The organism is Sulfurovum sp. (assembly GCA_020525365.1).
Classification (GTDB): Bacteria; Campylobacterota; Campylobacteria; order Campylobacterales; family Sulfurovaceae; genus Sulfurovum.
In genome coordinates this window covers 25,434-41,665 of the sequence record JAIZOF010000001.1, presented here as the reverse complement: position 1 = coordinate 41,665, position 16,232 = coordinate 25,434, and the positions used below count along the sequence as shown (strand labels likewise).

At 38.3% G+C, this 16,232-nt stretch carries 32 protein-coding genes; all 32 read left to right on the top strand.

Features of this window, described 5'->3' with window-relative positions; all coding sequences use genetic code 11:
* Nucleotides 1–132 precede the first annotated feature (132 nt).
* The 32 genes from rpsJ (at nucleotide 133) to LGB01_00155 (ending at nucleotide 16,230) form a co-directional block, all read left to right on the top strand.
* Nucleotides 133–444 (top strand): 30S ribosomal protein S10, encoded by a 312-nt coding sequence (gene rpsJ / locus LGB01_00310; protein ID MCB4752669.1) that lies wholly within the window; start codon nucleotides 133–135, stop codon nucleotides 442–444.
* A gap of 9 nt (nucleotides 445–453) precedes the next feature.
* Nucleotides 454–1,035 (top strand): 50S ribosomal protein L3, encoded by a 582-nt coding sequence (gene rplC / locus LGB01_00305; protein ID MCB4752668.1) that lies wholly within the window; start codon nucleotides 454–456, stop codon nucleotides 1,033–1,035.
* Nucleotides 1,032–1,625, top strand: coding sequence for a 50S ribosomal protein L4 (gene rplD, locus LGB01_00300; GenBank protein MCB4752667.1), 594 nt, complete (start codon nucleotides 1,032–1,034; stop codon nucleotides 1,623–1,625). Before rplC ends, rplD begins: the two co-directional genes overlap by 4 nt.
* Nucleotide 1,626: 1 nt before the next feature.
* Nucleotides 1,627–1,908 carry a 50S ribosomal protein L23 gene (locus LGB01_00295; protein MCB4752666.1) on the top strand — a complete coding sequence of 94 codons (282 nt, stop codon included), beginning with the start codon at nucleotides 1,627–1,629 and terminating at the stop codon, nucleotides 1,906–1,908.
* A 9-nt stretch (nucleotides 1,909–1,917) separates the two neighbouring features.
* On the top strand, nucleotides 1,918–2,745 hold the full coding sequence (rplB, locus tag LGB01_00290; protein MCB4752665.1) for a 50S ribosomal protein L2: 828 nt from the start codon (nucleotides 1,918–1,920) through the stop codon (nucleotides 2,743–2,745).
* A gap of 11 nt (nucleotides 2,746–2,756) precedes the next feature.
* On the top strand, nucleotides 2,757–3,035 hold the full coding sequence (gene rpsS, locus LGB01_00285) for a 30S ribosomal protein S19 (protein MCB4752664.1): 279 nt from the start codon (nucleotides 2,757–2,759) through the stop codon (nucleotides 3,033–3,035).
* A gap of 1 nt (nucleotide 3,036) precedes the next feature.
* Nucleotides 3,037–3,375, top strand: a complete 339-nt coding sequence (gene rplV / locus LGB01_00280) for a 50S ribosomal protein L22 (protein MCB4752663.1) — start codon at nucleotides 3,037–3,039, stop codon at nucleotides 3,373–3,375.
* Between the two features lies 1 nt (nucleotide 3,376).
* Nucleotides 3,377–4,075, top strand: coding sequence for a 30S ribosomal protein S3 (gene rpsC, locus LGB01_00275; protein MCB4752662.1), 699 nt, complete (start codon nucleotides 3,377–3,379; stop codon nucleotides 4,073–4,075).
* A 2-nt stretch (nucleotides 4,076–4,077) separates the two neighbouring features.
* Nucleotides 4,078–4,503 carry a 50S ribosomal protein L16 gene (rplP, locus tag LGB01_00270; protein MCB4752661.1) on the top strand — a complete coding sequence of 142 codons (426 nt, stop codon included), beginning with the start codon at nucleotides 4,078–4,080 and terminating at the stop codon, nucleotides 4,501–4,503.
* Entirely contained in the window at nucleotides 4,490–4,681 is a 192-nt protein-coding gene (gene rpmC, locus LGB01_00265) for a 50S ribosomal protein L29 (GenBank protein MCB4752660.1), read from the top strand. Before rplP ends, rpmC begins: the two co-directional genes overlap by 14 nt.
* 7 nt (nucleotides 4,682–4,688) lie before the next feature.
* Entirely contained in the window at nucleotides 4,689–4,940 is a 252-nt protein-coding gene (gene rpsQ / locus LGB01_00260) for a 30S ribosomal protein S17 (protein ID MCB4752659.1), read from the top strand.
* Nucleotides 4,940–5,308, top strand: a complete 369-nt coding sequence (gene rplN, locus LGB01_00255; GenBank protein MCB4752658.1) for a 50S ribosomal protein L14 — start codon at nucleotides 4,940–4,942, stop codon at nucleotides 5,306–5,308. The genes rpsQ and rplN overlap by 1 nt, the downstream gene beginning before the upstream one ends.
* A complete protein-coding gene (locus LGB01_00250) occupies nucleotides 5,308–5,556 on the top strand; it encodes a 50S ribosomal protein L24 (GenBank protein ID MCB4752657.1) in 249 nt (82 codons plus the stop codon). Before rplN ends, LGB01_00250 begins: the two co-directional genes overlap by 1 nt.
* Before the next feature lie 4 nt (nucleotides 5,557–5,560).
* The gene (rplE, locus tag LGB01_00245) at nucleotides 5,561–6,106 is read left to right on the top strand and encodes a 50S ribosomal protein L5 (GenBank protein MCB4752656.1); all 546 of its coding nucleotides are present in this window, start codon (nucleotides 5,561–5,563) and stop codon (nucleotides 6,104–6,106) included.
* Complete coding sequence (locus LGB01_00240; GenBank protein ID MCB4752655.1) at nucleotides 6,106–6,291, top strand: type Z 30S ribosomal protein S14; 186 nt, start codon at nucleotides 6,106–6,108, stop codon at nucleotides 6,289–6,291. Before rplE ends, LGB01_00240 begins: the two co-directional genes overlap by 1 nt.
* A gap of 12 nt (nucleotides 6,292–6,303) precedes the next feature.
* The gene (rpsH, locus tag LGB01_00235; GenBank protein MCB4752654.1) at nucleotides 6,304–6,699 is read left to right on the top strand and encodes a 30S ribosomal protein S8; all 396 of its coding nucleotides are present in this window, start codon (nucleotides 6,304–6,306) and stop codon (nucleotides 6,697–6,699) included.
* Between the two features lie 10 nt (nucleotides 6,700–6,709).
* A complete protein-coding gene (rplF, locus tag LGB01_00230) occupies nucleotides 6,710–7,246 on the top strand; it encodes a 50S ribosomal protein L6 (protein ID MCB4752653.1) in 537 nt (178 codons plus the stop codon).
* Nucleotides 7,247–7,257: 11 nt separating this feature from the next.
* Entirely contained in the window at nucleotides 7,258–7,614 is a 357-nt protein-coding gene (gene rplR, locus LGB01_00225; GenBank protein ID MCB4752652.1) for a 50S ribosomal protein L18, read from the top strand.
* Between the two features lie 9 nt (nucleotides 7,615–7,623).
* On the top strand, nucleotides 7,624–8,070 hold the full coding sequence (rpsE, locus tag LGB01_00220; GenBank protein MCB4752651.1) for a 30S ribosomal protein S5: 447 nt from the start codon (nucleotides 7,624–7,626) through the stop codon (nucleotides 8,068–8,070).
* A 10-nt stretch (nucleotides 8,071–8,080) separates the two neighbouring features.
* On the top strand, nucleotides 8,081–8,479 hold the full coding sequence (gene rplO / locus LGB01_00215) for a 50S ribosomal protein L15 (protein MCB4752650.1): 399 nt from the start codon (nucleotides 8,081–8,083) through the stop codon (nucleotides 8,477–8,479).
* A 2-nt stretch (nucleotides 8,480–8,481) separates the two neighbouring features.
* A complete protein-coding gene (gene secY / locus LGB01_00210; protein ID MCB4752649.1) occupies nucleotides 8,482–9,744 on the top strand; it encodes a preprotein translocase subunit SecY in 1,263 nt (420 codons plus the stop codon).
* A complete protein-coding gene (gene map, locus LGB01_00205; protein ID MCB4752648.1) occupies nucleotides 9,744–10,514 on the top strand; it encodes a type I methionyl aminopeptidase in 771 nt (256 codons plus the stop codon). The genes secY and map overlap by 1 nt, the downstream gene beginning before the upstream one ends.
* 18 nt (nucleotides 10,515–10,532) lie before the next feature.
* Nucleotides 10,533–10,751, top strand: coding sequence for a translation initiation factor IF-1 (infA, locus tag LGB01_00200; GenBank protein MCB4752647.1), 219 nt, complete (start codon nucleotides 10,533–10,535; stop codon nucleotides 10,749–10,751).
* A gap of 249 nt (nucleotides 10,752–11,000) precedes the next feature.
* A complete protein-coding gene (gene rpmJ, locus LGB01_00195; GenBank protein ID MCB4752646.1) occupies nucleotides 11,001–11,114 on the top strand; it encodes a 50S ribosomal protein L36 in 114 nt (37 codons plus the stop codon).
* Between the two features lie 2 nt (nucleotides 11,115–11,116).
* Nucleotides 11,117–11,479, top strand: coding sequence for a 30S ribosomal protein S13 (gene rpsM / locus LGB01_00190; GenBank protein MCB4752645.1), 363 nt, complete (start codon nucleotides 11,117–11,119; stop codon nucleotides 11,477–11,479).
* Nucleotides 11,480–11,493: 14 nt separating this feature from the next.
* The gene (gene rpsK / locus LGB01_00185; protein ID MCB4752644.1) at nucleotides 11,494–11,868 is read left to right on the top strand and encodes a 30S ribosomal protein S11; all 375 of its coding nucleotides are present in this window, start codon (nucleotides 11,494–11,496) and stop codon (nucleotides 11,866–11,868) included.
* Between the two features lie 2 nt (nucleotides 11,869–11,870).
* Complete coding sequence (rpsD, locus tag LGB01_00180; GenBank protein ID MCB4752643.1) at nucleotides 11,871–12,497, top strand: 30S ribosomal protein S4; 627 nt, start codon at nucleotides 11,871–11,873, stop codon at nucleotides 12,495–12,497.
* 20 nt (nucleotides 12,498–12,517) lie between these two features.
* Entirely contained in the window at nucleotides 12,518–13,519 is a 1,002-nt protein-coding gene (locus tag LGB01_00175; GenBank protein MCB4752642.1) for a DNA-directed RNA polymerase subunit alpha, read from the top strand.
* Nucleotides 13,520–13,539: 20 nt separating this feature from the next.
* Nucleotides 13,540–13,890 (top strand): 50S ribosomal protein L17, encoded by a 351-nt coding sequence (gene rplQ, locus LGB01_00170; GenBank protein MCB4752641.1) that lies wholly within the window; start codon nucleotides 13,540–13,542, stop codon nucleotides 13,888–13,890.
* Between the two features lie 183 nt (nucleotides 13,891–14,073).
* Nucleotides 14,074–14,352 carry a NifU family protein gene (locus LGB01_00165; protein MCB4752640.1) on the top strand — a complete coding sequence of 93 codons (279 nt, stop codon included), beginning with the start codon at nucleotides 14,074–14,076 and terminating at the stop codon, nucleotides 14,350–14,352.
* A gap of 1 nt (nucleotide 14,353) precedes the next feature.
* Entirely contained in the window at nucleotides 14,354–14,932 is a 579-nt protein-coding gene (locus tag LGB01_00160; protein MCB4752639.1) for a hypothetical protein, read from the top strand.
* A complete protein-coding gene (locus LGB01_00155) occupies nucleotides 14,932–16,230 on the top strand; it encodes a UDP-N-acetylmuramoyl-L-alanyl-D-glutamate--2,6-diaminopimelate ligase (protein ID MCB4752638.1) in 1,299 nt (432 codons plus the stop codon). Before LGB01_00160 ends, LGB01_00155 begins: the two co-directional genes overlap by 1 nt.
* Nucleotides 16,231–16,232: the final 2 nt, after the last annotated feature.

Below are 16,232 nucleotides of genomic sequence, written 5' to 3'. Positions count from 1 at the left end.
GGACTAAAAACCATTGTCTCTTTTGAAAAGTTTAGATATAATTCGCGTTCCTAAAAATAGGTTAGGGGGTGTTACGCCCTGTGTTTAGGCACCTGAGCTTTGCTCTGCTAACGAGTTCTTTAAAGGGTAAAAATGGAAAAGATTAGATTGAAGCTTAAGGCTTATGATCACCGTGTGTTAGACAGATCAGTTGCTGCCATTGTGGATGCAGTCAAGCGTACAGGTGCTGAGATTAGGGGCCCAATTCCAATGCCTACTAAGATTAAGCGTTATACTGTACTCAAATCACCACACGTGAATAAAGATTCTCGCGAACAGTTTGAGATTCGTATTCATGGAAGAATGATCGACATCGTTTCAGCGACTTCAGATACCATCGATTCACTGATGAAACTGGATCTTGCACCTGAGATTGAAGTTGAAATTAGATCAATGGATAAGTAGGAGTAGAGGATGGAATTTATTGTAGAAAAAATTGGTATGAGCAGAACAGTTGACGTACCAAGTGTTCCTGTTACGCTTCTTAAGGTCATTGATATAAAAGTGTGTGAAGTCAGAGAAGACGGAAAAGCACTTGTGGCATATAACTCTTCTAAGAAGATTAATAAAGCAATTGAAGGTCAACAGACAAAGTTTGGAATCTCTAAAGAGTTTAACAAATTTACAACCATTGAGGTGGCAGAGGGTACTGAAGCAGGAGATCTTAGTCTTGCACCATTGGCAGAAGCAGCTACGGTTAAAACATCACTCAATACAAAGGGTAGAGGTTTCCAAGGCGGTATGAAGCGTCATGGATTTGGTGGTGGACCAGGATCTCACGGACATAGATTTGGTAGACGTATCGGTTCTATTGGTAATGCTGAGTGGCCAGGGCGTGTACAAAAAGGGAAAAAAATGCCTGGACAGTATGGAAACACTAAAGTCACAGTCAAAAATGAAGTTATTTCATTCGATGCTGAGAATGGCATCTTAGTACTAAAAGGTTCAATTCCTGGTCATAGTGGTGCCAGAGGATTGGTAAGGATCGTTAAATGAGTAAAGTAACAACTATTAAGACAACTAACCTTCCACAGGCGTTTCTTGAGGTTCACCCACATAATCTTTACCTCTATTGTAAAGCGTATGCATCAGGACTCAGGGCAAATACAGCACAGACAAAAAATAGGTCTGCAGTAAGAGGTGGCGGTAAGAAGCCATGGGCTCAAAAAGGTGGAGGACGTGCAAGGGCAGGTTCAAAAAGATCTCCTATCTTTGTAGGCGGTGGTGTTGCATTTGGTCCAAGTACCAATAGAAACTATGATCTGAAGGTTAATAAAAAGCAGAAAAAACTTGCACTTTATCATGCATTGGCTGAAAAAGCAGCGAATGACACTCTTTTTGTAACAGATAGCATTACTGTTGAGTCTGGTAAAACAAAAGATGCATCAGCATTTGTAAATAGCTTAAAGCAAAGAGATGTTCTTGTGGTTAAAGAGATGATTGATGACAAAACATTTCTTGCATTCAGAAATCTTCAGAATGCATATTTAATTGAAGCGAATGAGTTTAACGCTTACCTTGCAGCAGCATATCACTCTATAGTGATTGAAAAAGCTGTATTTGATAAATTGACAAAAGAGGCTTAAGATGGCAGATATTACTGATATCAAATCAATTATGTATACAGAGAAGAGCTTGGCTCTTCAGGAAGAGAGTATTCTTGTAGTTCAAACAACTCCAAGGATGACTAAAAATAGCCTGAAGGAAGTTTTTAAAGAGTTCTTTGGCATTACACCACTGAGAGTAAATTCTATGAGAGTGAATGGTAAAGTAAAAAGATTTAAAGGCATTGAAGGCAAAAGACCTGACACGAAAAAATTCTATGTCAAGCTTCCTGAAGATGCAAAAATTGAAAGTTTAGCGGTATAAGGATAGAAGATGGCAATTAAAACATATAAACCAACTACACCTTCCCGTCGTTACATGACTAACCTTGACAGTGGGGACATTACTGCCAAAGCAAGTGTTAGGGCTCTACTAAAGAATCTTCCTAGATCTGCAGGTAGAAATAGTAACGGTAGGATTACTTCTCGTCACAGAGAAGCAGGCGCAAAAAAACTCTACAGAATTATTGACTTTAAAAGAAATAAGTTTGGTGTAGAGGGTACAGTTGCAACAATTGAGTATGATCCATATAGAAACTGTAGAATCTGTCTTGTCAAGTACACAGATGGTGACAGAAGATATATCCTTCAGCCAAAAGGGTTACAAGTTGGGGATAAGATTATGTCTGCAGAAGCAGGGCTTGATATTAAGACTGGCAATGCAATGAAACTAAAAAATATTCCAGTGGGTACATTGGTACATAATATTGAAATGAGCCCAGGTCATGGTGGACAGATTGCAAGATCTGCTGGTGGTTATGCACAGATTATGGGTAGAGATGGAAAGTATGTCTCTCTTAGACTGCCTTCTGGCGAAATGAGATATATCCTTGGTGAGTGTCTTGCAACCATTGGTACTGTTGGCAATGAAGACTTTTCTAATATTGTTATTGGTAAAGCAGGTAGAAGTAGGCATCTTGGTATTAGACCACAGACACGTGGTTCTGCAATGAACCCAATTGATCATCCACATGGTGGTGGTGAGGGTAAAACCAACTCTGGTCGTCATCCAGTATCTCCTTGGGGTATGCCAACAAAGGGTTACAAGACGCGTAAGAAAAAAGCTAGTGATAAACTTATTATTAGCAAGAGAAAAAAGTAAGGGGCTAAGATATGGCAAGATCGTTAAAAAAAGGTCCATTCATCGATGGTCATCTAATGAAAAAAGTACTTAAGGCAAAAGAAGAGAATTCTACCAAGCCAATTAAGACTTGGTCAAGAAGATCTGTAATCTTCCCAGAGTTTATTGGCTTGACAATCAATGTGCATAATGGACGACAGTTTGTACCTGTGTTTATTACTGAAAACCATGTAGGTTACAAGCTTGGTGAATTTGCACCAACAAGAACTTTTAAGGGTCATAAAGGCTCTGTTCAGAAGAAGGTGGGGTAAGATGAGTAGAGCACTATTAAAATTTGTAAGAGTCTCACCTACAAAAGCGAGACTAGTTGCAAGGGAAGTACAAGGAATGAGTGCAGAACTTGCACTAGCATCTTTGGAGTTTATGCCAAATAAGGCAGCAGGTATTATTTCTAAAGTGATTGCTTCGGCCGTAGCCAATGGTAATTATGATCCAGAAGAGGTAGAGATTACTTCATGCAGAGTTGATAAGGCAGCGGTCATGAAAAGATGGAGACCTAGAGCAAGGGGTACTGCGTCAAGAATCTTGAAACCAACAGCACACATTCTTGTAGAAGTTGGTCCAGCGAAAAAAGATGGGGAGGACGCATAATATGGGTCAAAAAGTCAATCCAATAGGTCTTAGATTAGGAATCAACCGAAACTGGGAATCAAGATGGTTTCCTGCAAAAACAAGAGCAGCTGATTTCATTGCAGAAGACTATAAGATTAGAAAGTTCCTGAAAAAAGAGCTTTTCTATGCAGGTGTTTCTAATATGATCATTGAAAGAACAGTTAAAAAACTGAGAATTAACATTGTTACTGCACGTCCAGGTATTATCATTGGAAAGAAAGGTGCTGATATTGAGCAGCTTAAAAAGACATTAACAAAAATGCTTGGAAAAGAGATTGCTATCAATATCAAAGAGGAGAAACGTCCTCAAGCTTCTGGTCAGCTTGTAGCAGAGAATATTGCAACACAGCTTGAGCGTCGTGTTGCTTTTAGGCGTGCAATGAAAAAAGCAATTCAGGGTGCACTTAAGTCAGGAGCAAAAGGGATTAAAGTCTCTGTAGCAGGTAGACTTGGTGGTGCAGAAATGGCAAGAACTGAGTGGTATCTTGAAGGTCGTGTACCTCTACATACACTTAGAGCAAAGATAGACTATGGTTTTGCAGAAGCACAAACTACATATGGGATTATTGGGATCAAGGTGTGGATATTCAAAGGTGAAGTACTTGCAAAGGGTATTCAAGCTGAGCCAAAAGAAGAGAAAAAAGGTGGCAGAAGACCATCTAGAAGAAGAGGTGAATAGTTATGTTGATGCCTAAAAGAACCAAATGGAGAAAGCAACAGAAGGGTCGTAACCGTGGTAAATCCTTCCGTGGTAATAAGATTGAGTTTGGTGATATTGCAATCAAAGCGGTAGAGGCTGGAAGAATTGATTCTCGCCAGATTGAAGCAGCACGTATTACAATGACAAGAAGAATTAACAGAACTGGTAAGACATGGATTCGTGTATTTCCAGACAAACCTTTAACGGCCAAACCTCTTGAGACAAGAATGGGTAAAGGTAAAGGTGCTGTTGATAGATGGGTTATGAATATCAAGCCTGGAAGAATTATTTTTGAAATGGCAGGCGTTGGGGAGTCTCTTGCAAGAGAAGCATTAACACTAGCAATCCATAAGCTGCCATTTAAGTGCAAAATTATCACTTCAAAGGACAGTAATGAAATATATTGATATGAAAGATAAAAGTATTGCAGAACTTGAAGCGATGCTCAAAGAGAAGAAATTTGAATTGTTTACACTGAATGCAAAGCAGAAGACTATGCAGTTAACAAACACTTCAGAGTTGAGAATAGCGAAAAAAGATATCGCTAGAATCCAAACAGCACTAACTGTTGCAAGATCGAAGTAAGGGGTCATTGATGCCAAAAAGACAAATACAAGGAACTGTGATTAAAAAGGCTGGAGAGAAGACAGCAACCGTACTGGTTGAGAGACGCGTACTCCATCCAAGATATCACAAGACAGTAAAAAGATTTAAGAAATATCTTGTTCATGATGAGAAGAATGATATCAATATTGGAGATACGATTACAGCAATTGAATGCAGACCACTCTCCAAGACAAAAAGTTTCAGACTTCTTGAGATTGTGAAGAGAGGAGAGGTGTAATGATCCAAGGATTTACTAGATTGAATGTTGCAGACAACTCTGGAGCAAAAGAGATTATGTGTATTAAGGTTCTTGGCGGATCTAAAAGGAGGTATGCTTCTGTGGGTGATGTTATTGTCGCCTCTGTTAAGAAAGCACTCCCTACTGGAAAAGTAAAAAAAGGTAAGGTTGTCAGGGCAGTTGTTGTGAGAACAAAAAAAGAGATCCAAAGAGAGAATGGATCACTCATTAGATTTGATGATAATGCAGCAGTTATTATTGATGATAAGAAAGAGCCTATTGGTACACGTATATTTGGTCCTGTTAGTCGTGAAACAAGATATGCGGGATTTATGAAGATTGTATCCCTTGCACCGGAGGTATGGTAATGGCCAAAATAACTAAAAATAAAAAACTTAAAATCAAAAAAGGTGATCAGGTAATGATCATCGCTGGTGATGATAAAGGCAAGACTGGAGAAGTTCTTCAGGCACTAATAAAAAAAGATGCAGTGATCGTTTCAGGTTGCAAGATGGTAAAAAAAGCCATTAAGCCAAGTGAACAGAATAAAGAGGGTGGATTTGTCAACAAAGAGATGCCAATTCATATCTCCAATGTAAAAAAAGTAGAGGGCTAATCCTATGAGTAGAATGAAGCAAAAGTACAATGACATCGTACCTACACTTCGTAAAGAGTGTGAGATTAAAAACTCGATGCAGACACCTAAGCTTGAAAAGATTGTAATTTCTGTAGGTGCAGGTAAGGAGGGAACAGACTCCAAACTTATTGCCAATATGGCAGATACTATCTCTTTGATTGCGGGACAAAAAGCAGTCATTGTTAATGCCAAAAAATCTGTTGCAGGTTTTAAGGCAAGAGAGGGTGCACCTTCTGGTATTAGAGTAACACTTAGAGGTGAGAATATGTATAACTTCTTTGATAAGTTAGTCTCTATTGCCCTACCAAGAGTGAAAGACTTTAGAGGTGTATCAAGAAAAGGTTTTGATGGTCGTGGTAACTACAACTTTGGTCTTCAGGAGCAACTAATGTTTCCAGAAGTTGATTTTGATAGCATTATCAAGACACATGGTATGAACATTACTATCGTCACAAGTACTGAAGATGATAAAGAGGCATTTACCCTTTTAGAAAAACTTGGTATGCCTTTTGCTAAAGGGAGAAACTAATGGCTAAGAAATCAATGATTGCAAAGCAGAAGAGAAAACCTAAGTTTGCTGTTCAGGCATATACAAGATGTAACATTTGCGGAAGACCTCACTCTGTCTATAGAGATTTTGGTCTGTGTCGTGTATGTTTGAGAAAGATGGCCAATGAAGGCCTTATTCCTGGTATGCGAAAAGCAAGCTGGTAAGGAGAAGAAAAGATGATGACAGATATTATTGCAGACTCTCTGACTCGTATCAGAAATGCTGCTCAAAGAAGACTAGATGTAACAACACTTCTTCACTCCAACACAATTGAGGCAACTGTAAAAATCTTTGTAGAAAAAGGATACCTTGAGAGTTATAAAGTGAAAGAAGATGGGAACAAGAAGACCATTAAGGTGGTATTGAAATATGATGACAATGACAGAAGTGTTATTAGTGAAATCAAAAAGATCTCCAAGCCTGGTAGACGTGTTCATCAGGGCAAGGATATGATTAGAACATTTAAAAATGGTTACGGCACACTGGTTGTTTCAACAAGCCAGGGCGTACTTGCCAATGATGAAGCATATAAACGCGGTATCGGTGGCGAAGTAATCTGTAGTATTTGGTAAGGAGACAAGAATGTCAAGAATAGGAAAAAGACCAGTCACTATCGCTAGTGGTATTGAAGTATCTCTCGATGGTACAACTCTCGTGGCTAAGAAAGGCAATCTTGAGAAGAGACTTGAGACACATGGACGTGTTGATATGAGTATTGAAGGAAATGAAGTAAGTTTTACCAGAAAAGGTGAGGATAAGCAATCAGCAGCCTACTGGGGTACTTATAGAGCACTTTTTAATAATATCATTATGGGCCTTGATAAAGGATTTACAAAATCTCTAGAAATTAATGGTGTAGGTTATAGGGCAGCAGTGCAGGGCAAGGTACTCAATCTTCAGCTTGGATTCTCCCATGATATTAATTATGATATCCCTGAAGGTCTTGAAGTGAAGGTTGATAAGAATATTATTACTATCTCCGGTACTGATAAGCAGGTGGTAGGTCAGGCTGCAGCAGAGATTAGAGCGTTTAGACCACCTGAGCCTTACAAAGGAAAAGGTGTGAAGTATACAGATGAAGTGATCATCAGAAAAGCTGGTAAAGCAGCTGGTAAGTAAGGGGCAATAGTATGTTAAAAAGTGTTCAAAAAAGAAAAAATAAACTTCGTGCTCAAAGAAAAGCAAGGGTAAGAGGCAAGATTTTTGGAACAGTAGAGATTCCAAGATTGACTATCTATAAGTCTAATAAACATTTTTATGCACAGGCGATTGATGATAATGCGGGTGTAACACTTGCAGCAGTAGATGGGTGTAAACTTGGTCTTAAGTCTAACAGAGAAGATGTAAAGAAAGTAGCTGCTGAGATGGCTAAGAGCCTTACCTCTAATAAGATTAAGACTGTAGTCTTTGACAGAAATGGTTATCTTTATCATGGTGTTGTTGCTGCATTTGCAGATGGTCTTAGAGAAGCTGGAATTAAGTTTTAAGGAAACATGATGGAAAATCAAGAGATTGAAAAAGAGTTTGAAGAAGTTATTGTTAATATCGGTCGTGTTACCAAGGTTGTTAAGGGTGGTAGACGCTTTAGATTTACTGCACTTGTTGTTATTGGTGATAAAAAAGGGACTGTTGGGTATGGATTTGGTAAAGCCAAAGAAGTTCCTGATGCAATCAAAAAAGCAGTTGATGATGCACATAAAAATCTTGTAAAGATCAACATTAAGGGAACTACCATTGCTCACGATATTGAGCACAAATTTAATGCAAGTAGAATTGTGCTTAGGCCAGCGAGTGAAGGTACAGGGGTTATTGCCGGTGGTGCTGCTCGTCCAGTACTTGAGCTTGCAGGTGTACAAGATGTGCTTTGCAAATCTATCGGTTCTAACAATCCAAATAACTTGGTAAGATGTGCTATTCAAGCACTTAATAGAATCAAAGCGTAAGGGGTATAGTATGGGTCTACATAACTTACAGCCCGCACCAGGTTCTACTCGTAATAGAAAAAGAGTAGGTCGTGGACAGGGCTCAGGAACAGGCAAGACGGCAGGTCGTGGTAATAAAGGTCAGAAAGCAAGATCAGGTTATAGTAAAAAAAGGGGTTTTGAGGGTGGTCAGATGCCACTTCAAAAGAGGTTACCAAAAATTGGTTTTACTTCTAAAGTAGAGAAACCATATGTGATTAATGTTGAGAAGATTAAAGTAGTTGCAGAACTTGATGAGATTACACTTGAGAGTATTAAGTCAGTCCATAAGCTTCAGAAAACTGTTAAAAGAGTTAAGCTTATTGGTGCATCTGCCAAAGATCTTGCTAGCAAGATTAAAGATAACACTATTACAACAAGTGGAAAATAATTATGGGTAATGCCTTAACTCAAAAAATCCTAATTACATTAGGATTTCTTTTTGCGTACAGAGTTTTAGCCTATATTCCTACACCTGGTGTTGATTTAGGTGTTATTAAAGAGTTCTTTGATAATAATTCAAACAATGCCCTTGGGATGATGAATATGTTCTCTGGAAATGCAGTTTCTCGTCTAAGTATTATCTCCCTTGGTATTATGCCTTATATTACAGCTTCCATTGTTATGGAGCTTCTTGCAGCTACCTTCCCTGCACTTGGACAAATGAAAAAAGAGCGTGATGGTATGCAGAAATATATGCAAATTATTCGTTACTTTACTATCTTCATTACGGTTGTTCAGGCTATTGGTGTTTCTATGGGGCTTCAAGGTATGACAGGACGTGCAGGGCAAAGTGCAGTAATGGTTGACCCAATGTTATTTACAGTATTGACAACCTTTTCCATGTTGACAGGAACAATGTTATTGATGTGGATTGGTGAACAGATTACACAGAAGGGTATTGGTAATGGTATCTCCCTTATTATCTTTGCTGGTATTGTTTCTGGGCTTCCTTCTGCAATTGGAAATACTATTAGGGCAGTAAATGCAGGAGAGATGAATTTCCTTGTTGTACTTAGTATTCTTGTGATTATGTTGATTACAATTCTTGCAATTATCTATGTAGAGCTTGGGGAGAGACGTGTGCCAATCTCCTATTCTCGTAAAACAATTATGCAGAATCAGAACAAAAGAGTGATGAACTATATTCCAATTAAAGTTAATCTCTCAGGTGTAATTCCTCCAATTTTTGCTTCAGCAATACTAATGTTTCCACTTACGGTACTTCAGTCAAGTACCAATAAGTACTTGACAGCAATTGCTGATACGTTGGCACCAGGTGGAGTTACCTTTAATATAACAACATTTATTTTAGTTATCTTTTTTGCATTCTTCTATGCCTCTATCGCATTTAATGCAAAAGATATTGCAGATAACCTTAAGCGTCAGGGCGGTTTTATTCCTGGTGTTAGACCGGGCGAGCATACCAAGGAGTTTCTGAATGAAGTAGCAAGTCGTCTAACTAGTTCAGGAGCAGTTTATCTTGGTATTATTTCAACAGTACCCTTTGCGGTTATCTCTGGTATGGGAGCAAGTTTCTATTTTGGTGGGGTCTCAGTACTCATTATTGTACAGGTTGCACTTGATACTATGCGTAAGATTGAAGCACAGCGTACGATGAACCAATATAATACATTAGGCAATGTAGGTTTATAGTGGCAATTGCTATTAGAAAACCTGATGAGATTGCCACACTCAAAAGAGCAGGTGAGATTGTTGGAAATACACTTCAATATCTTCAAAATACCATTAAACCTGGTATGACATTGCAAGAGATTGATCTATGTGGCGAATCTTATATTCGAGAACAGGGTGCAACCCCTTCCTTTAAGGGATTATACGGTTTTACTGGTTCTGTTTGCACCTCGCTCAATGAGGTTTGTATTCATGGTGTTCCGGATAATACGGTTGTTAAAGAGGGTGATATACTTGGCTTGGATATTGGTACAAAATATGATGGCTATTTTGGGGATGCAGCAATTACTATGGCGATTGGTGATATATCCAATGAGGATCAGAAACTGATTGACTGTGCCAAGGGTGCACTTTATTGGGCAATTGATAGTATTAGACCAGGTATGCGTTTTAAGGAGCTAACTAAAATTCTTGAAGAGTATATTGTTGGTGCAGGCTTTGTGCCACTTCGTGATTATTGTGGCCATGGTATTGGTACTAAGCCACACGATGAGCCCAATATTCCTAACTATCTTGAAGGTAAGCCTAATCAGGGTCCCAAGATTAAAAATGGGATGGTTTTTTGTCTTGAACCAATGGTTTGTCAAAAGAGTGGTAATCCAGTTCTAATGGAAGATCGGTGGTCGGTTATGAGTGAAGATGGATTGCGTACAGCACACTATGAGCATCAAGTAGCAGTGATTGATGGCAAGGCAGTCATATTGACTGAAGCAGTAGCTTCTGACATATAAGAAAAGAGAAGGAATTGTATGGCAAAAGATGATGTAATTGAAATTGATGGTAAAGTGGTTGAGGCATTACCAAATGCAACATTTAGGGTAGAGCTTGATAATGGACATGTTATTTTGTGTCATATTGCAGGAAAGATGCGTATGCACTATATTAAGATCCTTCCAGGAGATAAGGTTAAGATTGAGCTCACCCCTTATAGCCTCGACAAAGGGCGTATTACATTTAGATATAAATAGAGCTAAAGGCAGGATTCCACTACTATATCTTTTTGAATTAAGGGCAACCTATTTCACATAAAATCTACGCGTAAGCAAAAATACAGAATTTTTTCGGTATAATCCCTGTCCCTATTACTCTGCAAAGGGTATGTTAACTAGGGAACTGCGAGAAGAATTTTTGATTGATTTACACTGGTCACTCAAGGATTGGATATCTTAAACTCATATATCCACGCAAAAGAGGTGTAAAAATTTATAGGAGTCACCATGAAGGTTAGACCATCGGTTAAGAAGATGTGCGATGATTGTAAGATCATTAAGCGCAAAGGAATTGTACGCGTGATTTGTAAAAATCCAAAACATAAACAGAGACAAGGATAAGTATGGCACGTATTGCAGGTGTTGATTTACCACAAAAGAAGAGAATAGAGTATGCATTAACATATATCTATGGTATTGGTTTGACAACGTCAAGACAGATTCTTGATAGAACAGGTATCAGTTGTGACAAGAGAGTTCACGAGCTTACCGATGCAGAAGCAGCAACAATTCGTAATGATATCCAAGAGCATGTTATGGTAGAGGGAGATCTTCGTAAAAAAGTGACACTTGATATTAAAGCATTGATGGATCTTGGTAACTATAGAGGACTTCGACACAGAAGAGGTCTTCCTGTTCGTGGGCAAAAAACAAAGACAAATGCGCGTACTAGAAAAGGTAAGCGTAAAACTGTCGGTGCAGCATAAAGGAGTAGTAGAATATGGCAAAGAAAAAAGTAAAAAAGAGTATTGCTAAAGGTGTCGTATATGTGGCAGCTACCTTTAACAATACAGTAATTACTGTAACAGATGAAATGGGTAATGTTATCTGTTGGAGTTCTGCAGGAGCACTTGGCTTTAAGGGCTCCAAGAAATCTACACCTTTTGCAGCAACTGAGGCAGTTGCTGATGCAATGAATAAAGCAAAAGAGCATGGTATTAAAGAGGTGGGGATTAAAGTACAAGGTCCAGGTTCTGGTAGAGATACGGCGGTGAAGGCAATTGGTGCGACAGAGGGAATTAGAGTAACGTTCCTTAAGGATATTACACCACTTCCACACAATGGTTGTAGACCACCTAAGAAGAGAAGGGTATAAGCATGGCAAGATATAGAGGTCCGGTAGAAAGATTAGAAAGAAGACTTGGTGTTGATCTTGGGCTTAAAGGTGAGCGAAGACTTGCTGGTAAGTCTGCACTTGAGAAAAGACCATATGCACCTGGGCAACATGGTCAAAGAAGAGCAAAGATTAGTGAATATGGGCTTCAGCTCCAAGAAAAACAGAAAGCAAAATTTATGTACGGTGTTTCTGAAAAACAGTTTAGAACACTTTTTAAAGAGGCTAATAGGAAAGAGGGTAACACGGGTGCCATTCTAGTACAACTACTTGAGCAGAGGCTTGATAATGTTGTCTATAGAATGGGATTTGCAACAACAAGGGCATCTGCAAGACAGTTTGTCAATCATGGTCATATACTGGTTGATGGTAAGCGTGTTGATATTCCTTCCTATAGAGTTAGATCTGGTCAAAAAATTGAGATTAGAGAGAAGAGTAAAAACAATCCACAGATTCTTAGGGCAATTGAGTTAACAAATCAGACAGGTATAGTTGAGTGGGTTGATGTTGATAAAGAAAAACTTTTTGGTATCTTTTCAAGAATTCCCGAAAGAGATGAAATTGCAATTCCAGTAGAAGAGCGTTTAATCGTTGAGCTATACTCTAAATAATCGTAAGCAAAGGCTAGTGAATGAGAAAAATTAAAGTTGCACCATTTATGCCGACAGAGGTAGAGGTCAATGAGATTAGCAAAAACCGTGCTGAGATTATTGCCTATCCATTTGAGAGTGGCTATGCTGTTACTCTTGCGCATCCACTCAGACGTTTGATTCTTGGATCATCCATTGGGTATGCACCAATTTCTATAAAGATTGAAGGTACGGCACATGAGTTTGATACCATTAGAGGTATGCATGAAGATGTAGCTGTATTTATTATTAACCTTAAAAATATTCGTTTTAAAATTAAAGATGAAAGTGACAGAGTAGAGCTAAAATATAGTTTTTCTGGACACAAGGAAGTAACGGCACAAGATCTTAATAATGATCAAATTGAAGTAGTCAACGGCAATCTTCCTCTTGCAACACTCAATGAGGATGCAGAACTTAACTTTACTGTTGTTATTGCAAAAGGTATTGGATATGTACCAAGTGAGGAGATGAGAGATGAAGTGGCACCTGATGCAATTGCATTAGATGCTTTTTTTACACCAGTAAGAAAAGCTAACTATAAGATTGACCCAGTTTTGGTTGAAGATAATCCAAGTTTTGAGAAGATTACTTTTGATATTGAAACAGATGCGCAGATTGGTCCAGTAGAGGCATTTACTAATGCACTAGAAGTGATGAATAAGCAGTTGTCTGTCTTTGGTGGTGTATTGGATGTAGATATTTCTGCACCAACCCTAAGAAGAAGTGGAGATGATAATGAGCTTAAACCATTTCTTCAGACTGTAGATTCTCTTGGTTTGAGTGCACGTTCATTTAACTCACTTGACAGAGCAGGCATTAAATATCTTGGTGAGCTTGTGTTGATGAGTGAGAATAATATTAAAAATATTAAGAATCTTGGTAAGAAATCTTTTGATGAGATAAATGAGTGTCTTGTTGAGCAAGGATATGGTTCTACGTTTGAACTTAAAGAGAGTACAAGAGTAAATCTTGTAAAAAAAATTGAGCAACTTAAAGTATAAGTTGCCAAAAAAGGATAAATATGAGACATAAGCATGGATACCGTAAACTAAATAGAACCTCTTCTCATAGAGCAGCACTATTTAAAAATCTCTCTATTGCGTTGACAAAAGAGGGTAGAATTGAGACAACACTTCCAAAAGCAAAAGAGCTGAGAAGTTATTATGAAAAATTGATTACAAAAGCATCATCTGGTGACCTTAATGCGCATAGAGCAATCTTTGCAATGCTACAAGACAAAGAGTGTACTAATAAAATTGTTACTGAAATTGCACCAAAATATGTAGATAGAAATGGTGGCTATACACGTATTATTAAAACACGCATGAGAAGAGGTGATGCAGCACCTATGGCAATTATCGAACTCGTATAATGATTCATTCTTCGTACTTTAAGGCTTTGCCTTGAGTACAAATCTACAAATTTTTATAAAACCAATACAAAACTCCATTGACAATAGAATACTTTTAGTGTATAAACTTCATAAAGAGTAAGATAACGCTATATTTGATATAATTGTATAGATTGTGAATACAAATAGATTAAAGGAGAAATATTGATTCCATTTACAGATGAAGAGCTTTTGTTGCCAGTAAAAGATGTGATAGAGAAGGTGAGACCTTCAATTAAATTGGATGGAGGCGATATTGAGTTAATTGATATTAAAAGTGGCAAAGTCTATGTTCAGTTACAAGGTGCATGCATAGGTTGCGGGAGTAGTGGTACGACACTAAAGTTTGGAGTAGAGAGACAATTGAAGACATTGATTCATCCAGACCTAACTGTAATAAATGTACCACAGGGTTTTGAAGACAAACTGAACCAATTGGGGTAGTATGAGAAAAGTTAACCCTAATCTAATGTTACAACGTGCAGAGAAAGAGTTTTTAGAAGGCAACTATCGTATGGCATTGCAAACCTATGGATTGCTCTTAAGGGACTATCCAGCAATGGAAGAGGCAAAAGTTGGTGTCTATTTGAGTGATCTTGGTATTGAGAGTGATAAAGAGGCACAGGCACTTTTTGATTACTATCAAGTGATCAAGCAGGAGCGTGAAAATGCAGCAGATATTATAGATAGACTTATTGAATCACTCTCTACTGCTAAGATACAACTAAGCAAACTATTGGTTGACCCAATACAAGAGCAGGTAGAGTATGGAGATGGTATCCGCTATAGTGACTTTCTTGCACTTGTCAAAAGCCGAGGTAGTTTTAAACAAGCATTTGAAGATATTATGTTTTCTACTAAGGTGGTAATTACTGATAAAGATCAGTTTATCGACTTTGTTACCCGCCTTGCCAAAGAGGGTTTTGATGAGATAGCACTTAATTATCTTGATACTACAAGTAGTCTTTTTGGCAATGACCAAGAAGTATTGGCACTTTACAATATAGTTAAAGGGGTAAAATAGTGAAACTCCCCTTTGGGCTAAAAGAGGGGTATGCCTTCATTACAGACAATACAACCAAGCTCGACCCAGATACACTTTTTCTAAAAACAGCACAAAATACCCCTCACTATGAAAAATTAAATAAGAAACCAGTATATATTAAACCTCAAGAGCTGATTAAGCTTTGGGGGCTTGATACTATTCATGTTGTGGGAGTAACTGGTACAAATGGAAAAACCACTGTAACTGCAGCAATATACTCCTTTCTACTCGACCTAGGTGAGAAGCCAGCACTTCAGGGCACACGAGGACTTTTTGCGCAGGAGCAGCGTATTGAAGAGAAGAGTATGACTACACCCTCTATTCTGGAGACACTGTACAATATGAAGCAGACATATGATCTAGGGTGTAGTTACTTTATTATGGAAGTTAGCTCTCATGCCATTCATCAAAAGCGTATTGAAGGGATTGCATTTGCACTGAAGGTGCATACCAATGTCACCAGTGATCATCTTGACTACCATGGTACCATTGAAGAGTATCGTCGTATTAAGAGCCTTTTCTTTGCTGATGATACAATGAAACTTTTAAATAAGGATGATATTAAGCATATAAGCTATAACTGGAAGAATGCTTACAGTTACGGGATAGATGAGCCGGCAACTTATAAGGTACAGGCATTTTCTTTGCTTGATGGTATTACCGCAGGTTTTAAATATATGCAAGAGGAGGTAACTTTCCACTCTCCAATGGTAGGACTTTTTAATCTTTCCAATCTAATGGCAGCCATTGGTTCGGTACATCTACTTCTTAAACGTTCACTTAAGGAGATTTGTGAAGTAGTTGAGTATTTTGCAGGAGTTTCAGGACGTATGGAAGTTATCAGTGCTGATCCACTTATTATTGTAGATTTTGCCCATACTGATGATGGGATGTGTGCGGTATTTGAGTCAATGAAGGATCGTGATATTTCAGTAGTATTTGGTGCTGGCGGTAATCGTGATAAAAAGAAACGCCCAAATATGGGTGCAGTAGCTGGACGATATGCTAGTAAAATCTATGTTACTTCAGACAATCCACGTGATGAGGTACCTGAACAAATTCTTGAAGATATTCTTGTTGGGCTTGTAGGCAAAGAGAATGTCACTGCTTGTCCTGACAGACGACTTGCTATTAAAATGGCTCTTGATACATTGAAACCTAATGAGGTATTACTTATTCTTGGTAAGGGTGATGAGACTTATCAGGAGATAAAAGGGGTGAAGTATCCATTTGATGATCGCAAAGTAGTACGGGAGCTTTTAGAGAACAGGAAATAAAC

Bases quoted from the DNA above. Each gene is read 5' to 3' on its own strand.
- rplD (MCB4752667.1), top strand. From the start codon at position 1,032: ATGAGTAAAGTAACAACTATTAAGACAACTAACCTTCCACAGGCGTTT.
- rpsJ (MCB4752669.1), top strand. From the start codon at position 133: ATGGAAAAGATTAGATTGAAGCTTAAGGCTTATGATCACCGTGTGTTA.
- rplE (MCB4752656.1), top strand. From the start codon at position 5,561: ATGAGTAGAATGAAGCAAAAGTACAATGACATCGTACCTACACTTCGT.
- rpsE (MCB4752651.1), top strand. From the start codon at position 7,624: ATGGAAAATCAAGAGATTGAAAAAGAGTTTGAAGAAGTTATTGTTAAT.
- rplC (MCB4752668.1), top strand. From the start codon at position 454: ATGGAATTTATTGTAGAAAAAATTGGTATGAGCAGAACAGTTGACGTA.
- rplN (MCB4752658.1), top strand. From the start codon at position 4,940: ATGATCCAAGGATTTACTAGATTGAATGTTGCAGACAACTCTGGAGCA.
- rpsD (MCB4752643.1), top strand. From the start codon at position 11,871: ATGGCAAGATATAGAGGTCCGGTAGAAAGATTAGAAAGAAGACTTGGT.
- rpsC (MCB4752662.1), top strand. From the start codon at position 3,377: ATGGGTCAAAAAGTCAATCCAATAGGTCTTAGATTAGGAATCAACCGA.
- rplF (MCB4752653.1), top strand. From the start codon at position 6,710: ATGTCAAGAATAGGAAAAAGACCAGTCACTATCGCTAGTGGTATTGAA.
- LGB01_00250 (MCB4752657.1), top strand. From the start codon at position 5,308: ATGGCCAAAATAACTAAAAATAAAAAACTTAAAATCAAAAAAGGTGAT.
- rplV (MCB4752663.1), top strand. From the start codon at position 3,037: ATGAGTAGAGCACTATTAAAATTTGTAAGAGTCTCACCTACAAAAGCG.
- rpsM (MCB4752645.1), top strand. From the start codon at position 11,117: ATGGCACGTATTGCAGGTGTTGATTTACCACAAAAGAAGAGAATAGAG.
- rpmJ (MCB4752646.1), top strand. From the start codon at position 11,001: ATGAAGGTTAGACCATCGGTTAAGAAGATGTGCGATGATTGTAAGATC.
- rpsS (MCB4752664.1), top strand. From the start codon at position 2,757: ATGGCAAGATCGTTAAAAAAAGGTCCATTCATCGATGGTCATCTAATG.
- LGB01_00175 (MCB4752642.1), top strand. From the start codon at position 12,518: ATGAGAAAAATTAAAGTTGCACCATTTATGCCGACAGAGGTAGAGGTC.
- LGB01_00240 (MCB4752655.1), top strand. From the start codon at position 6,106: ATGGCTAAGAAATCAATGATTGCAAAGCAGAAGAGAAAACCTAAGTTT.
- rplB (MCB4752665.1), top strand. From the start codon at position 1,918: ATGGCAATTAAAACATATAAACCAACTACACCTTCCCGTCGTTACATG.
- secY (MCB4752649.1), top strand. From the start codon at position 8,482: ATGGGTAATGCCTTAACTCAAAAAATCCTAATTACATTAGGATTTCTT.
- rplR (MCB4752652.1), top strand. From the start codon at position 7,258: ATGTTAAAAAGTGTTCAAAAAAGAAAAAATAAACTTCGTGCTCAAAGA.
- LGB01_00295 (MCB4752666.1), top strand. From the start codon at position 1,627: ATGGCAGATATTACTGATATCAAATCAATTATGTATACAGAGAAGAGC.
- infA (MCB4752647.1), top strand. From the start codon at position 10,533: ATGGCAAAAGATGATGTAATTGAAATTGATGGTAAAGTGGTTGAGGCA.
- rpsK (MCB4752644.1), top strand. From the start codon at position 11,494: ATGGCAAAGAAAAAAGTAAAAAAGAGTATTGCTAAAGGTGTCGTATAT.
- rplO (MCB4752650.1), top strand. From the start codon at position 8,081: ATGGGTCTACATAACTTACAGCCCGCACCAGGTTCTACTCGTAATAGA.
- rplQ (MCB4752641.1), top strand. From the start codon at position 13,540: ATGAGACATAAGCATGGATACCGTAAACTAAATAGAACCTCTTCTCAT.
- rpsH (MCB4752654.1), top strand. From the start codon at position 6,304: ATGATGACAGATATTATTGCAGACTCTCTGACTCGTATCAGAAATGCT.
- LGB01_00160 (MCB4752639.1), top strand. From the start codon at position 14,354: ATGAGAAAAGTTAACCCTAATCTAATGTTACAACGTGCAGAGAAAGAG.
- rpmC (MCB4752660.1), top strand. From the start codon at position 4,490: ATGAAATATATTGATATGAAAGATAAAAGTATTGCAGAACTTGAAGCG.
- rplP (MCB4752661.1), top strand. From the start codon at position 4,078: ATGTTGATGCCTAAAAGAACCAAATGGAGAAAGCAACAGAAGGGTCGT.